Origin of the sequence: Cycloclasticus zancles 78-ME (genome assembly GCF_000442595.1) — a bacterium.
In the GTDB taxonomy this organism is placed as follows: domain Bacteria; phylum Pseudomonadota; class Gammaproteobacteria; order Methylococcales; family Cycloclasticaceae; genus Cycloclasticus; species Cycloclasticus pugetii.
Genome location: NC_021917.1, coordinates 1,761,631 through 1,777,548, shown reverse-complemented (window position 1 = coordinate 1,777,548; position 15,918 = coordinate 1,761,631). Strand labels below are relative to the sequence as shown.

Here is a 15,918-nt window from a genome sequence, read left to right as displayed (position 1 = left end):
CCTTAGGCCTACAGCATAAGCTGTAACGTATTAAAGGCGATGTTCAGGGGAATATAGGTTTTTATTATGTTTTTGCATTTATTCCAATTCTCTTAAGATTGGCTTAATTTTCAACAAGTACACTCGTAACCAGTCTATGAGAATAAGGATTGGTTATGAGTGCACTACAAAGTGAATCAGAGGGTAGCAAACAACGTGCTGATTCAGAAGCAAGCAAACGAGTTTTTTTACCTCACTTATCTGTTGTTTTAACAGGCCTTGAATCACCGCAACGAGCTAATGTAGAAGCATATATTACAAAGCAATTTTATAAAAACCATGCCGCGCAGATAAAGAGTTTTTTACCTTATTTATTATCTGCAGAAACCAAAAAAAATATAACATCAGTGCTTGGGTTCTATCCGGCTGAGATCGATAACCCAATGTTTTTAGAACAATATTTAGATGATAAGGCTGAGTTAGTGATTAGTCGGCTGATCAACCTTAATGTTGACCGGCAGAAGATAGCGGAAATTGGTAACTTAACATCGAGTTATCCTAGTACCAGTAAAATGTTGTTTGTTTTAATAGTGTCAACACTCTATCAATTAGATATTGATTGGGCATTATTTACCGCAACTAAGCAAGTTCAATCTATGATTTCGGAACTGGATATTGGGTGTATTGATATTTGTGATGCCCAAGCCGAAAGTCTTGCGTTTGATAGTGGTTCATGGGGCAGTTATTACAAAAACCAACCCAAAGTTATTGCAGGCGATATAAAAAAAGCTTATGCAATATTGAAAAGTCATCCGGTTTCAGGTTTTGTGATGACTAATTATCAGTCCACAATTGATCAGCTTGTATTGCGAGTATCTTTGGACCGGTAATGCTTTGGAACGAAATTAAAGAGCTTGCCAAACAGCGGCCAAGTGATATAGCCATTGTTGGCGAAAAAAAAGCATACACCTATAAAGAATTGCTGAATGGGGTTAATGTTATATCAAGGTTTTTAGTACGTTATCAGCATAAAGTATTGGCCTTGTTTTGTGATAATTCGCCGGAGTGGTTGTTAGTTGACCTTGCTGCTAATGTATCAGGGGTGGCCTTGTTACCCTTGCCGGCATTTTTTTCTCAGCAGCAATTAGCCTTTGCTATTGAAAAATCGGGCACATGTGCGCTGGTTCATAAACGCAATGATAGTTTATCGAACGTTATGGAGTTATTGAATACAGAGGTATTGATTGGGGATTTACTCTGTAGTGATTTGCAAAATATAGCGGATAGCGAATTACCCGTTTCTACTGCGAAAATAACGTTTACATCGGGTTCAACAGGAGAGCCTAAAGGTGTTTGCTTATCGAACAAGCAGCAGTTTGCGGTCGCGAAAGCTACTCATGATTCATTACAATTGCCAGTCGGGAAGCATTTATCAGTATTACCGTTTAGTACCTTACTTGAAAACACAGCGGGTTCGTACGTCACCTTGTTAAATGGTGGAACTATTATTGCCTTACCCAGCAATCAATTAGGCTTTAATGGCAGCAGTGACTTTAAGTTATCAACTTTGCTGGAAACGATTGAAAAATATCAGCCCGTTAGTTTAATTTTATTACCAGAAATACTATTGGCTATCGTTGGCGCTGTAAAAAAAGGTTGGACGCTACCCTCGTCCATAGCGTTTATGGCTGTCGGTGGTAGCAAAGTGTCTCAACAACTCATTCAGCAAGCGCAATCGTATGGCTTGCCCGTTTATGAAGGATATGGGCTATCTGAGTGTGCTTCGGTTGTGAGTTTAAATTCAGCTAAAAATAATAAAGCGGGGTCGGTTGGCAAGCCCTTGCCGCACCTTGAAGTACGCATTGTGGACGATGAAATTATTGTTTATGGAAACCCGTTCCTAGGTTACGTAGGAGAGCCTGCTTCATGGGGAAAAGCAGAAATTGGAACGGGCGATTTGGGGTTTTTAGACGAACAAGGGTATCTATATGTCAATGGGCGTAAAAAAAACCTTCTTATTTCAAGTTATGGTCGGAATATTAGCCCTGAATGGGTTGAAGGCGTTTTATTAAGCGATGGTTTGCTTAAACAGTGTGTCGTGTTTGGCGATCAACGGCCACACTGCATCGCACTAATATCCTTAAGGGACGAAGCAATGCCTGAAGAAATAATAAAGGATAGTATTATCAAAGCGAATCGCTCACTGCCTAATTATGCGCGGGTTAAAAAATGGACGGTACTACCACAACCGATGAGTTTTTCAGCAGGCACGATGACCTCTAATGGCAGACCCGTTAGGGAGGCTATTTTGAGGCAGTATCAATCAACTATACATCAATTATATTCGGAGTAAGGACAATGGCCTTTTTTCATCAATTGCAGCAACAAACCGAGCAGGAGCGTCATCAACTGTTGGCGGCCCCGATTATTAACAAAGCGGTGTCTGGAACAATCTCAAAAGAGGAATATATCGCTTTTTTAGAACAGGCTTATCACCATGTTAAACATACGGTGCCATTATTAATGGCAGCAGGTGCGAGAATTCCAGAGGAAAAAGAGTGGCTACGTAATGCATTGGCAGAATACATCGAAGAAGAGTTAGGCCATCAAGAATGGATTTTAAACGACCTTGCTGTGTGTGGGGTTGATAAAGAAAGAGTTCGGCATGACGCGCCAGCCTTTGAAACGGAATTAATGGTTGCGTATGCCTATGATGTTATTAACCGTGTTAACCCCTTGGGTTTTTTTGGTATGGTTCATGTGTTAGAGGGAACCAGTGTCACAACAGCCGATAGAGCGGCAGATGGCATTCAAGAGGCATTGAGTTTACCTGATGAGGCGTTTAGTTATTTACGCTCACATGGCGCACTCGATCAGGATCATGTTCAATTTTTTGAAAGCTTAATGAATAAAATAAATGAGCCAGCTGAGCAGCAGCTTATTATTCGTTGTGCCAAACAGTTTTATCGACTCTATGGTGATATTTTTTGTAGTTTAACTGAACAGCCTGAAAAGACATTAGCATAGAAGGTAAGCGTACTTATAAATATATAAAACAGCGTGACGAGTAGTGGTGCATTGGCTTATCAATGATGTTATTAAGCGCTGGCTGTTCAATCTACGGATAAACAGTGAGCAAACACTAAAGGTTGCTGAGTAACCTAAACTGGAGTTTGGTATGAAAAATATTGTGAAAATACTGTGTTACGTTTTGCTCTTATCATCAACTGCCGTATTGGCAGATGTTCAACAAGATGTGGCTCTCTTGGCAAAAGCTTGGGCAAAAGCTAACTACCAATTGAATGGGGCGCAGCAAGAAGAAGCGTTTGAGAGCTTAATAGAGCAATCTAACGAGGCAGTTAAGTTGCATCCGGCATCGGCGGAAGTGCTTATTTGGCGGGGTATTATTAAATCAAGTTTCGCAGGCGTTAAGGGTGGCCTGAGTGCGTTATCATTAATAAAAGAAGCAAAAAAAGATTTGGAAAAATCTATTTTATTAGATGATAAAGCGTTGTCTGGCTCAGCATATACAACCTTGGGAACATTATATTTTAAAGCGCCAGGCTGGCCTATTAGTTTTGGCAATGACGAACAAGCAAAAAGGTACCTTCAAAAGGGCATACTCCTTGATCCAAACGGCATTGATAGTCATTATTTTTATGCTTTGTTTTTGCTGGATCAAGGTGAGAAAAAACAAGCTCAAGCTAGCTTCATAAAAGCACTCGATGCTAAAGCAAGGCCAGGCAGAGCGCTTGCAGATAGCGGCCGCCGGCATGAAATAAATGAAGCATTGCATGAAATTAATTAGCATTTAAACTGAACAAGTGAATATTTTATTGGTTGAAGACGATGTAGCATTGGCTAACGCCTTGGTAAAGACGCTCACACACGAAGGTTTTGTGGTTAATCATTTGAAGCATGGCCAACAAGCGATAAACGTCGTTAAAACTGAGCCGACTGATATTGTGATTTTAGACTTGGGTCTGCCTGATATAGATGGCTTGGATGTACTGCGGGCCATTAGGCAGCATACAGCGCAGTTGCCGGTACTTATTTTAACGGCTAGATCATCGATTGATGACAAGGTGTCGGGCTTGGATTTAGGGGCGGATGACTATTTAGCAAAACCATTTGAAGTGGATGAGCTGTTGGCGCGTTTAAGAGTTGTTGAACGCCGTTCTAGTAGCTCCAAACATGCAGGCCTTCAGATCGGCGACGTTGAATTAGACACGGCTTGTTATGGTTTATCGGTTGCCAACGAAGCGGTGGATATATCGCGTCGTGAGTTTACCTTGTTAAAGGCACTGATGGAAAATGCTGGGCGTGTTTTAACACGCGAAAGCCTGGAGTCAAAACTGTATAGCTGGAATGAAGAGGTGGCGAGTAATACGATAGAAGTTCATATTCATCATCTTAGAAAAAAGTTACCTAAAGGTTTTATCAAAACACTTCGAGGTGTTGGGTATATAGTGAAGCCAGCATGAGGTCAATTCGTACCTTTTTATTGTTAACACTGTTAGCGACTATTACCGCGGTGACGTTTTTATCGTTATTGCTAGGCTACCGCTCGAGTCTTGCTAAAACGGATGCTTTGTTTGATGAGCGACTTAAAAACTTAGCCAGCATTATTGTACATGCTAATCATGATCTCACGCCTAGGGTTGAAAAAACACTCGACCTTAAGCCTTCGGTTTTTTTTCAAATTTGGTCGCATGATGGCGTACTTATTGCGCGCTCCGGTAATGCGCCTGAACACCAAATGTTTAACAGTCAATTGTCGGAAGGCTTTCATGATGAAAACTACGCAGACTTTCGTTGGCGTACTTACATATTACAAGACAGGCTTTTTAAACGCTGGGTGATCACAGGGGAACGTATCGACTTACGTTATGAAATAGCCGATAAAATTGTATTATCTGCCATCAAACCAACAGTGATGGCTATCCCATTGGCCGCCTTTATTATTTGGTTAACGGTGGGTTTTGGTTTAAAGCCTTTACGTGAATTAACCACGCAACTCGGTGATAAGAAAGCGGATGATCTGTCTGCAATTTCGATTAAACAACAACCCAAAGAATTAGAGCAATTACTTATAACAATCAATGACTTATTCAATCGCTTAAATGATGCATTCGTACGTGAGCAGCAATTTTCTGCGGATGCGGCGCATGAGTTGCGTACCCCTATTAGCTCCTTAAAAGTGCAGTTACACAACCTAATGTCTACTAAGGACATAACTGATGGCGATCTAGAACCTTTGAAAGAGGGAGTGGAACGAATGGGGCATGTGATTGAGCAGATACTGAGTTTATATCAACATTCAGCCGATCAAGCTGCTCAGCAAATGGAACCGTTAAACTTAACTGATATTGCTAAGATGGTGATTGCCAACGAATACATGCGGTTTGAGTCAAAGCAGCAAAGAATAAGTTTGAATGCAGAGCCTGTATGCCTTATCAAAGGTAATGAATTTGCACTAGAGAGTTTATTGCAAAACTTAATTCTTAATGCCAATAAATATACGCCAGCAAAGGGTGTTATTTCGGTAAATATTAAATCCAAAGACAATGCTGTGATGCTTTGCGTAGAAGACTCTGGGCCAGGCATCGTAGAAGAAGATCGGGTACGTGTTTTTGAACGGTTTTATCGGGTGGGTGGAGATAGACATGCATCCGGTATATTAGGGTGTGGGCTTGGCTTAGCCATTGTGCAGCATATTTCTACTTTTCATGGGGCTAAGGTTGAACTGGCAGTATCAGCTGAATTAGGTGGTTTAAACGTGATGGTAGAATTTCCAGCTATTTAAGGGCATCTATGCGTATATTTATATTACTCATCATCTGCTTAATGTTGACAGTAACCCCACTTTTCGCGGCACCTACAGTTAATATTGTTATTCGTCATCACCTGTTTTACCCGTCCACGGTTGAAATTCCCGTCGATACCAAAGTAAAGCTGTTAATTGATAACCAAGACCAGACAGCAGAGGAGTTTGAGAGTTATGAGCTTAACCGTGAGAAAGTTATTCCAGGACATTCAAAAGGCGTTGTTTTTATAGGTCCATTACCAGCGGGTGAATACCCCTTTTTTGGTGAGTTTTTTCCTAAAACAGCTCAGGGCAAGGTCATTGTAAAGTAACGTTATGCTTATCAATTCAGTCATTATTATCTTACGGGAAGTATTTGAAGCAGCGCTTATAGTCAGTGTGCTGTTAGTGCTATCTCAGAAACTGCAATTACCGCGTCGTTACTTTCTTTCCTCTTTGGGCTTAGGTGGGGTGTTATCAATTTTTTATGCTCGTCATATTGCATCTATTTCGATGTTTTTTGATGGTGTTGGGCAAGAAATTTTGAATGCGTGCATGCACCTAATGACGTTTATTTGTTTGTTATTTTTAATTTTTTCAATGGGTAGGCGACCTTATTACAAAACAACTGTATGGGCGATTGCTGGGTGTTTATCGGCCACTTTAGTGGGCGAAGGGTCAGAAATAATCATTTATATTCAAGGTTTTATAGGTAATGAGCAGCTATTAGAAACAGTGCTTGCAGGCAGCTTTATTGGAGCTGGAGTTGGCTTCAGTGTGGGAGTGTTTATGTATTATTTAATGATCAATTTGCGTCCTAGGAAGGGGGTTGCTGTTTGCTTAGTTGCCTTGGTTCTAATCAGCGCGAGTATGACCACTCAAGCATTTCAATTGTTAATTCAGGCGGATATTTTGATCAGTCAATCACCATTATGGAACACCTCATCATGGGTGAGTGAGGGCTCTGTTATAGGGCAAATTTTATATGCCTTGCTTGGCTATGAATCAACGCCAACGCCTATTCAAGTAGGTGGGTATTTTTTAAGTTTAATGCTTTCATCGGCCTTAGCTTTTAAGACGTTTAAAACCTTCGAGTGGGAAATGGACGAGTGAGAAAGGTAACCGTACTAACGTGTTGCCTAGCATTGTTATCCGTTAGTGTAGCAGCATCGGAATTTTCGGTAGATAAAGTGTATCACCCGTACGTCCAGCCTTTAGAAAGGGAGCTGGAATGGCGAATGTTATCAGGAGATGGGCAGCAACTTCACCGGCTTGGTATCGGTAAATCATTATCGGATAGCTTGTTCGTTGAGGGCTATCTTATTGCAGAAGATAACGATCGGCACTTTTCTTTAGAGGCCTTAGAGCTGGAAGTAAAATGGCAGTTAACTGAACAAGGTGAGTACGATGCTGACTGGGGTGTTTTGTTTGAACTTGAGCATCAGCAGCATGATGATACTTGGGGCTTATCCAGTGGTCTTTTAATGGAAAAAGAGTGGGGGAAATGGGTGGGTGCCGCCAATTTTATTATTGAGTATGAGTGGGGGAATGAAATAAAGAATGAGCTTGAATCGTCGCTAGCTCTTCAGGCACGCTACCGGTATTCAGAAAAGTTAGAACCTGCCATTGAGTTTTATAGTAATGAAAATGGCCAGGCGGTAGGCCCTGTTGTAATGGGTGATATTCGCTTAGCTCATGCGAAAAAAATGCATTGGGAAGTAGGCTCCATATTTGGCTTAGGTTATAAAGGCCCTGATAGTACGTTGCGCGTATTAATAGAGTATGAGTATTAATGCAGAGGGATTAAGGTTTTCTACTTAACTGTAATTAGGGTTTCTTGATTGATTAAAGCGCCATGTCATGGTTGCTATGGGCACGTTATAAGAAAGTTGTTTAAGTTTCTTGATTATTAGTAAGGGTTTGCAGCAAGGTAAGAATGTCGCTTTTTAATGTAAGCAATGTCTGTATTTCATTACAAAAAATCTTGTGGAACTTTTGAATATTATTTTTATCGTTTTCCCTCAATACAAGCTCAAGTTTTTTCGCTGCTGATTTTAATAAAGGTGTTCCACAATATGCTGCCGAACCGTGGATTTTATGGACTGCTTCTGCTGCATCCACTATGTTGTTTTGCCCAATCAGCTCTGAAATGTCTTCGCTTTGTTTAGGAAGTTCAGATAAAAACTTCTCAAGCATAATTAACATAAACGAATGGTCCGCATTCATGCTTTTTTTAGCTAAGTGATAATCAAACGGTTGACTGTTAGAGGCTGAATCGCCATTTGTAGTGGTTGATATAAAAGGCTGCGTATCAAAATCATGTTCGCTAAGTAATTGCTCAATTAAGGCGAAAAAGTGTACTTGATCAATAGGTTTTATTAGGTACCCGTCAAATGAACTGATGTGGTGTGCCTTCTCTTCACCTGAGGTAATGTGTGCAGTAATAGCAATGGCGGGTGTTTTATAGTTAGGGTTTTGTGAGTGGTTACGTATTTCAAAAAGTGCCTCATTGCCCATTTTTAAAGGCATCCTTAAATCAAATAGCATCAGGTCATAGGGGTGCTTGAAGGCTAGTTCAATGGCTTGTTGGCCATCGTTAACACAGGTTACATTAGCGTGTTGTTTTTCTAATAAATGACTCAACAATAAACGATTAATTTCGTTGTCGTCTGCAACTAATATATTTAAAGAACTTAGGTCGGGCAGAGGGTGTTCAATCGCTATGGGTTTATTAATAGCTTGGTAGCTATCTTTCACCTGTGTAAAGGGTAGACTAAAGGTGAAATTAGAACCTTCGCCTAAGGTGCTTTTTACCTTAATGCTACCGTTAAGTGCGTTTAGCAGGCGTTTAGTAATTACTAAGCCAAGACCTGTTCCCTGATCGCTAGTAGCGCCATCAAGTTGAGAGTATTCTTGAAAAAGCTGTTTGAGGTTATGTCCACTGATGCCGATACCGTGATCAATGATGCTAATATCAATAACATCCTGCTTGTAAGGGTTCATTTTTAAGCGAACGATAACAGATGATTGGTGGCTGAACTTAATAGCATTGCTAAGTAGGTTAATAAGTATTTGGCCAAACTTGACGTGGTCTTGATTAATAACCACAGGGACATTGGCATCGTGCTGATAGTTAATACTGACGTGATTTTCCTTTGCTTGGGCAGATAAAAGCAAGATGGCATCTTGTATTGCTTTTTTCAGTTCAAAATTTGTTTTATGAATAAGTACTTTGCCAGATTCAAGCTGGGTAAAATCTAAGACTTCATTAATAATGGTTTGTAAATTTTTTGATGATAAATGAGACGCATTGACCAATTTCAGTTGCTCATCATCAAGAGGGGTTTGTTGAATGATTTCAAGAAAGCCGATAATGCCATTTAACGGAGTTCGTATTTCATGACTTATATGTGAAATAAACCGTGATTTTGCATCGGCGGATTTGAGGATTTCTTCTTGGGCAGAAAAAAGCTTGTCGTTTTGAGATCTTAACTCTTGCGTTGCTTCAAGGACCCTCTGTTTCAGAATCCGTTGGTGATTATTAATTTGCTGAGCCATTTCATGAACACCGCTCTCGAGTGTGGCAATTTCATCTTTGCTACTGATATTTGGGGTGTTAGGTGGTGGAGTATAGTTGCCTTTAGTAATGTTTTTTACATCACGTGTTAATTTTAGAATGGGGCGACTAATTGTTGCGCTGAAGTATTTTGCAATAAGAGCGATTACCAATAGTAAAAATAAGGTGATGTAGATTGTGTTAGATAAAATATTATATTGCCGTTGTTGAATAGCCTCATATGAAAGCGTGAGTGTGACGTAACCAATGGTTTCATTTTTTTCAACCGGTGGGCCAACCAATAAGCTATCAAATTCATCCGTGTTTTCAATTGATTTAAGTGTGATTGGTTGAACAATTTCTTTTGATGGGTTGGATAGTAATGAGGGTGTTGCAATATCACTGTTTGCATAGGAAAGAGCCGTTCCCGCACTGTCTGTAATTTTAATAGAGAGGATATCTGGCTCATTAACTACTGAACGGACAACTGCATCGAGCGCCGCTAAATTCCCAGAAAAGACACCATTAACACTGGATTTGGCTATTGAAAGACATAAGTTCTCATTCGTTTTATGCAATAAATCGTACATGTCATTTAAACGCGTTGAGGTTAGGTAGGTGGCTAATATAATGGCTACGATGGCTGCTGGCATAACGCCTAGGAGTAGCAGCTTATCTTGTAATTGAAACCTACTTATCAAACTCATAGCTGATTAATTGCGCTTGTAATGCTTTATCGTTAGGGAAATGTAGGTTTAAACTTTTTGCGACATTTCTATTGGAAATAACGCTGAAATATTTAGGGTAAACAATACTGTTTGCCAGAGGCTTCTTTGCTTCCTCTAGGGCGAAGATTGTTTCGGTTAAATGCTTAGCCAACTGCTCGAGGCTACTGACTGTTCCTGCAATAGCCCCGGCTCTTATAAAGCCTTTAGAAAAACCTATGATGGGTGTTCCATAACGGTAACTGGTTAGTAGGATTTGTGAAAGAGACGTGGCGTTATAAATATCGGTATCGGCTATTGCGAGAATGATGTCCGAAGATTGTGAAACACGACCTATTTGGGAATTTACATTTTTTGAATTACTAAGGTGTTCGTTAATGGTTAATTTTTTATCCGCGGCAATTTTCTTTAAGTGTGTTAGCTGATCTTTTGATTGATGAGTGACAATAACACCAATGTTTTTAAATAAAGGGCTAAGACGTTGTATTAAATTTAATTGTCTAGCTGGTGGCTGATCCAAGACAAAGAAAAAGTGATTAGGCCGAAGCTCTCGGCATGACGGTAAGCATGGGATGTTCTTTTTAGCATGTGATAATGTTGTTAAGGCGTGAAATGTTGTGGTTTGTATATTCAATTCCACGAGTTTTTTTATGGCTTTATTATCGAGATTAATCAGGATGTCGGGTGAGTCTTTTATTAGCGTTTCGGTGCTTAATGAGCTGGTCGGTATGTTTCGTAATTGTATGCTGGGGTCTTGAGATAGCTGGTTCGTAATAAGTGTTTTATAGCTGGTTTGATAATGGCTAGCGTTATCAGAAATGATAGCCAAATTTTGTGCAAGTAAGGGTATAGGTATCAGCAGTAAAGCCACTGCTAGATAGACACTATAAAATTTTCTGGGCTGATGGGTGTTAATCAGCACGCTATTTTATCCTTTGATGCATTTGGTTATTGGTGACTACGTATTGATGAAGAGGCTGCTTTTTATTGGATGCTAATGATGAGCTAAAACGGATTCCATTAGTTAGCTTTTTCGATAGTTTAAAGTACAGTCGAATATTAGCAATGGTTTGATACGTAGAAGTGGTTCCACTAATTAGGACAACCTGCTTAGGAGTTATTTTCCCAGTTAATCATGCCGCGATTAACGGCATGATGGTTTCATAATATACCTGATCGGGTGTTGCCTTTAAAGTTTGGTGTTTGCGTTGTTGATTGTAGTAATTTACCCATTTTCCTAATGATGATCTGGCATGCGTCATCGACTCATATGCATTGAGATACACATCTTCATATTTCACGCTACGCCATAAACGTTCAACAAACACATTATCGCGCCAAGCGCCTTTACCATCCATACTGATTCTAATTTGGTGGTGTTTTAACACCTGTGTAAATTCACCACTGGTGTACTGGCTGCCTTGATCTGAATTAAAGATATCAGGGCAACCATAGTGGTGAATGGCTTCTTCAAGGGCATCTATACAAAAACTCACGTCCATACTGTTTGATAGTCGCCAGCTTAATACCTTTCGGCTGTGCCAGTCCATGATCACTGTGAGGTAGCTAAACCCTTTATCCATCGGAATGTAGGTGATGTCCGTTGCCCAAACTTGATTAGGTTGGTTAATACTCATGTTTCTGAGCAAGTATGGGTAGACTTTATGGTCAGGGTTACGTTTAGTGGTTCGTGGTTTTGGATAAACTGCTTGAATACCCATTAACTGCATCAAACGAATAACACGGTTACGCCCAATACGATCACCACCTTCTTTTAGGGTGTCGGTAAGCCTTCGTGAGCCTAAAAATGGTTTATCCAGATGAAGCTTATCAATTTTCCTCATCGTCGCCTGATCATCGTCTGAGATGGGCTTTGCACGGTAATACGTACTTGATCGATGAATATTGAGTAGTTGGCATTGCCGGGTACGTGACAACACGGAGTTTGGATTAATCATGACCTTTCTGTGCGCCCGGTCTAATGATCGAGCGCTTTGGACAAAAAATCATTCTCCATTGTCAACTGGCCTATCTTAGCCTGTAGACTTTGTATTTCAGCTTCTCTATCTGGCGCTAAACCTTTACCTGAAGCAAAGACTTCACTGCTTTGTGTTAATAGTAGTTTCTTCCACTTAACAATTAAGTTGCTATTAATCCCGTACCGCTGGGATAATTCAGACAGTGTTTGGTCGCCTTTTAATGCGGCTAATGCTACTTTTGATTTAAATTCTGGTGAATGGTTACGTCTTTTTCTGCTCATCTTCTGTGTCCTCTATTTAAATAATAATACAGAAAATAACTCCTTAACTAACGGCTTTTACTGTCCTAATGAGCGGAACCGCTTCACGTGGGGTTGCCTTTGGTGAGTAGTCTGTTCCTTTTTAGACGTTCTGCGAAAAATTGTTGCTTAACAACATAAGAGAATATGTTATGACTATGACTAAGTTTAATGCCGAAAGTTAGGCAGATAATTTTAGCTATCAAAAAAGCATTAAAAATTATAGTCATCATGTTATTAATAGCTTAGCTAAGGAGCATTGCTGTGTGAGGCTATTCAAAATTAGGTAGAAGAAGAGTAATCGAGGGAACATTGAAAATAGGTATTGATTCTCAACATAAGGAACATAAATAAAGCCGACCAGTAATAAGCTGGTTAGTAAATACCTAGAGTTTTTTGTGCAACATTCCATGTCTTAACTTGTATTACTGTCGTCCTTTTAGTCATACCTATAGGTTAGTTCGACAAATGCTCGGTTATCGAGTTCAAATTCATTCAGGAAGTCTTTGTTTTTATCAAGAGCCAGTTGTAGGTTAAAGCTAAGGTCTATTTCTTGGCGTTGTGATAGGTTAAATGATTTTCCTGTATTAATATCTAAGCGCCTTAACGGACCTTGTGGGTTACCCGAGTCTAAATACTCCATGCTACTAGTGTAGTAGAAAGCAATACTAGCCCATAAATTATTATCAAACGTATGGGAGACCAAAATATTAAAAACATCTTTTGGTACAGAGCTGCGAATATTTTCAATATCATTGTGAGTGATTCTCCCAACATTGGTATGGTTGTATGCATACCCTAGGTGAACTAAGTTATTTGCATCGGGTCGATAGTTCAGTTCAATTTCATAGCCGTTTATATTTGCATAATGCAGGTTGTCGACTGTTTGAACTTTGGTGCCAAGGTCAGCGGTAGCTATAGGGATGCCAAATAGTGACAGGGTCGCGTCAGTTGCTAGGCCCTTTACGTCAATCAGGTTGTCGTACTCATTTCTAAATAACTTAAGGTCTACGGTGAGTGCATTATTAAAAAACAAACCATGGTAGCCTGCTTCGAGTGAGTCTACTGTTTCAGGGTCAAGCCCAGCTTTGGTTCGTAATAAAGGTTGATTCAATACCAGCCCCGGTATGCTAATAGACTCTATTGACGCATCGGCATTTAAATTATTTTCAACTAAGACTGGAGCTCTAATGGAATGAGAGGCAGAAAACCTAATACTTTGTGAAGGCGTTAGCAGGTAGTTTACTGCCAACCGTGGTGACAGATCATCACCTGATAATTGAGAATGCTCCCAAAGTGCGCCCATGTTGATAATTAAATTATGTTCGGGGCGCCACTCAACATTACTAAAGATGCGCTGAATAGAATTATCAAGTTTCTGTGTAGAGTTTTGTAAAAGAGGTAAATAGACACGATCGATTCTACTGCCAAGGCCCCAAGAAACGCGAACTTGATCATTAAAATGAAATTGATGCTCAAATTCCATATCATATCGATCAAAGTACTCGGTGAAGTCGAGACGACTAACGGAGCTCCCCATAAAGCCTAAACCTATATTGTTGGCATCAAAGAAAGTTGTAAATTTGTCTTTGTGTAGGTGTCTGGTATAGGAAGCTTGAGTAATAAACAGTTGATCATCAGGTGTTGAATGTTCCCATTTAGCATGAATTGAATGCTGCGAGTCATCAGTGTTTCTAGGTGGGTCAAAAGGATCTAATAAAGTGCCAGGTGTATGTGTTTCCCTTAAGGTATTGATGATACCGAAATTCAATTGCAAGCTATCGAGATGAGTAATTTGGTAATCCAATCGCCCGGTCAGCGAGTCATGACGGCTATCGTCATCATTATTGGCGTAGCCGTTATCATCAATGTGTGAAGCGGAGAGTCTAACGTCGATATCTCCAAAGGAATGGCTACCAGTTAGGAGCGTGCGTTGATAGCCCCTTTCACCGAGCGTGCTTTTAACTTGAAAATCATTTGTTTGCACCGCATGTGATGTGGTGATATTGATGACTGCTTGGAATGCATTCGAACCAAAGGAGGAGCCGTTCGGACCACGGATAACTTCAATTCTTTCAATATCTTCCATCATGATAGGAAGATTTGACCAGTCAACACCACCAAAAAGGGGACTATAAACAGAGCGCCCATCAATTAATACTTGAACGCCTTGGGGGAATTCACCACTAAGCCCCTGATAAGCAACAACAGGTTCATTGCCACGAAAGTAAGCAACATGAAAGCCGGGTACTAATCTAAATAATTCGGGAATGGCTTTTGCCCCCGATAGTTTGATCAGTTGACGGTCAATGATGGTGATCGTTGCCGGTGCTTCGGTTTGTGGTTGTGCTAACCGAGTGGCAGATAAGACAATAGGAATCTCGGTATTAAAAAAAGATAAATCGTTTATATCATTTGCAACGGCAAAAGGTGTGATGAAGGCAATATAAAAAGCGAATAAGAGATTTTTTCTAGCAAAAAGGGGGCTTTTAACTATCTTCATTAGGCAACTATTTTTTTATGTAATTTTTAAAAAAATTTTAGCATAAGTCGATGGCCTTAAGGACATAACTCAAAATTATTAGCTACGTCGTAAAGGTATGATAGTCTTCTGTGCCAATTTTTGTTTTAAAGAGAGTAAATGACTTACCCAACCATTGAAGATTTTGTTGGAAACACGCCGCTCGTCAGGTTACAGCGGATGGACTCAACAACAAATACTATTTTGTTGAAGCTTGAGGGTAATAACCCAGCAGGCTCTGTTAAAGATAGGCCTGCCATTAACATGATTCAACAAGCGGAGTTACGTGGTGATATTAAGCCTGGAGACCGTTTGATTGAAGCGACTAGCGGAAACACAGGCATCGCTTTGGCAATGGCTGCGGCTATTAAAGGCTACAAAATGACACTCATCATGCCAGATAACATGAGTGCAGAACGGCGTGCATCAATGAAGGCTTACGGGGCCGATATTGTTTTAACACCGGCCGCTGGCAGTATGGAGGCGGCGATCGATCTAGCAAGGCAGATGGAGCAGCAGGGCAAAGGCACGATTTTGGATCAATTTGCTAACCCAGATAACCCTTTATCGCACTATAACGGCACGGGACCTGAAATTTGGCGCGACACGTCAGGAGAGGTAACCCACTTTATTAGTTCAATGGGGACGACCGGAACGATTATGGGTACCTCAATGTACTTAAAAGAAAAAAATAATGATATTCAGGTGATTGGTGTTCAGCCGGAAGGTGATTCTAAAATTCCAGGAATCCGCCGTTGGCCTGAAGAGTATTTGCCAAAAATTTATGATCGTTCACGTGTTGACGACATTCTTGAAGTTAATCAGCAGCAAGCCGAACAGACAATGCGAGCCTTAGCGCAGCGAGAAGGCATTTTTTGTGGTGTCTCGTCTGGTGGGGCCACTCATGTTGCTTTAGAGCTTTCAAAGCGTTTAAGCCATGCAACAATTGTTGTTGTTATTTGTGACAGAGGTGACCGGTATATTTCGACAGGAGTTTTTCCGGATTAAATTTTGTTTAACGTTTAAAATGTAATGCTTATTTAATTTAACATA

At 40.3% G+C, this 15,918-nt stretch carries 14 protein-coding genes; 10 read left to right on the top strand and 4 right to left on the bottom strand.

Annotated features, from left to right (window positions below; genetic code table 11):
- The first annotated feature begins 155 nt into the window (after positions 1 to 155).
- The 9 genes from CYCME_RS08570 to CYCME_RS08530 all read left to right on the top strand — a co-directional run bounded on the left by CYCME_RS08570 (position 156) and on the right by CYCME_RS08530 (position 7,578).
- Entirely contained in the window at positions 156 to 869 is a 714-nt protein-coding gene (locus tag CYCME_RS08570; RefSeq protein ID WP_016389570.1) for a thermostable hemolysin, read from the top strand.
- Positions 869 to 2,332 (top strand): AMP-binding protein, encoded by a 1,464-nt coding sequence (locus CYCME_RS08565; RefSeq protein WP_016389569.1) that lies wholly within the window; start codon positions 869 to 871, stop codon positions 2,330 to 2,332. The genes CYCME_RS08570 and CYCME_RS08565 overlap by 1 nt, the downstream gene beginning before the upstream one ends.
- A gap of 5 nt (positions 2,333 to 2,337) precedes the next feature.
- Entirely contained in the window at positions 2,338 to 3,006 is a 669-nt protein-coding gene (locus tag CYCME_RS08560) for a TenA family transcriptional regulator (RefSeq protein ID WP_016389567.1), read from the top strand.
- A 151-nt stretch (positions 3,007 to 3,157) separates the two neighbouring features.
- Positions 3,158 to 3,787 carry a tetratricopeptide repeat protein gene (locus tag CYCME_RS08555; protein ID WP_020932768.1) on the top strand — a complete coding sequence of 210 codons (630 nt, stop codon included), beginning with the start codon at positions 3,158 to 3,160 and terminating at the stop codon, positions 3,785 to 3,787.
- 16 nt (positions 3,788 to 3,803) lie between these two features.
- Positions 3,804 to 4,463, top strand: a complete 660-nt coding sequence (locus CYCME_RS08550) for a response regulator (protein WP_016389564.1) — start codon at positions 3,804 to 3,806, stop codon at positions 4,461 to 4,463.
- The gene (locus CYCME_RS08545) at positions 4,460 to 5,785 is read left to right on the top strand and encodes an ATP-binding protein (protein ID WP_020162014.1); all 1,326 of its coding nucleotides are present in this window, start codon (positions 4,460 to 4,462) and stop codon (positions 5,783 to 5,785) included. The genes CYCME_RS08550 and CYCME_RS08545 overlap by 4 nt, the downstream gene beginning before the upstream one ends.
- Positions 5,786 to 5,793: 8 nt before the next feature.
- Positions 5,794 to 6,117: a cupredoxin domain-containing protein gene (locus CYCME_RS08540; protein ID WP_015005632.1), complete on the top strand. Its 324-nt coding sequence runs from the start codon at positions 5,794 to 5,796 to the stop codon at positions 6,115 to 6,117.
- A gap of 4 nt (positions 6,118 to 6,121) precedes the next feature.
- A complete protein-coding gene (locus CYCME_RS08535) occupies positions 6,122 to 6,898 on the top strand; it encodes an FTR1 family protein (protein WP_020932767.1) in 777 nt (258 codons plus the stop codon).
- On the top strand, positions 6,895 to 7,578 hold the full coding sequence (locus CYCME_RS08530; RefSeq protein ID WP_041932942.1) for a hypothetical protein: 684 nt from the start codon (positions 6,895 to 6,897) through the stop codon (positions 7,576 to 7,578). Before CYCME_RS08535 ends, CYCME_RS08530 begins: the two co-directional genes overlap by 4 nt.
- Positions 7,579 to 7,678: 100 nt before the next feature.
- On the opposite strand, the gene CYCME_RS08525 is transcribed toward CYCME_RS08530, so the two are convergent.
- The 4 genes from CYCME_RS08525 to CYCME_RS08505 form a co-directional block, all read right to left on the bottom strand.
- Entirely contained in the window at positions 7,679 to 10,048 is a 2,370-nt protein-coding gene (locus CYCME_RS08525) for an ATP-binding protein (RefSeq protein WP_020932765.1), read from the bottom strand.
- Positions 10,032 to 10,988 (bottom strand): ABC transporter substrate-binding protein, encoded by a 957-nt coding sequence (locus tag CYCME_RS08520; protein ID WP_020162018.1) that lies wholly within the window; start codon positions 10,986 to 10,988, stop codon positions 10,032 to 10,034. Before CYCME_RS08520 ends, CYCME_RS08525 begins: the two co-directional genes overlap by 17 nt.
- Before the next feature lie 211 nt (positions 10,989 to 11,199).
- Positions 11,200 to 12,326 (bottom strand): IS3 family transposase gene (locus CYCME_RS08515; protein ID WP_420480295.1). Its coding sequence is split into 2 segments (ribosomal slippage): positions 11,200 to 12,059 and positions 12,059 to 12,326, totalling 1,128 coding nucleotides; the frame shifts between segments, so codons are not numbered across the junction.
- Between the two features lie 457 nt (positions 12,327 to 12,783).
- Positions 12,784 to 14,847 (bottom strand): TonB-dependent receptor plug domain-containing protein, encoded by a 2,064-nt coding sequence (locus CYCME_RS08505; RefSeq protein ID WP_020932763.1) that lies wholly within the window; start codon positions 14,845 to 14,847, stop codon positions 12,784 to 12,786.
- 138 nt (positions 14,848 to 14,985) lie between these two features.
- Between CYCME_RS08505 and cysM the strand changes: the two genes are divergently transcribed.
- Positions 14,986 to 15,873, top strand: a complete 888-nt coding sequence (cysM, locus tag CYCME_RS08500; RefSeq protein WP_015005638.1) for a cysteine synthase CysM — start codon at positions 14,986 to 14,988, stop codon at positions 15,871 to 15,873.
- Positions 15,874 to 15,918: the final 45 nt, after the last annotated feature.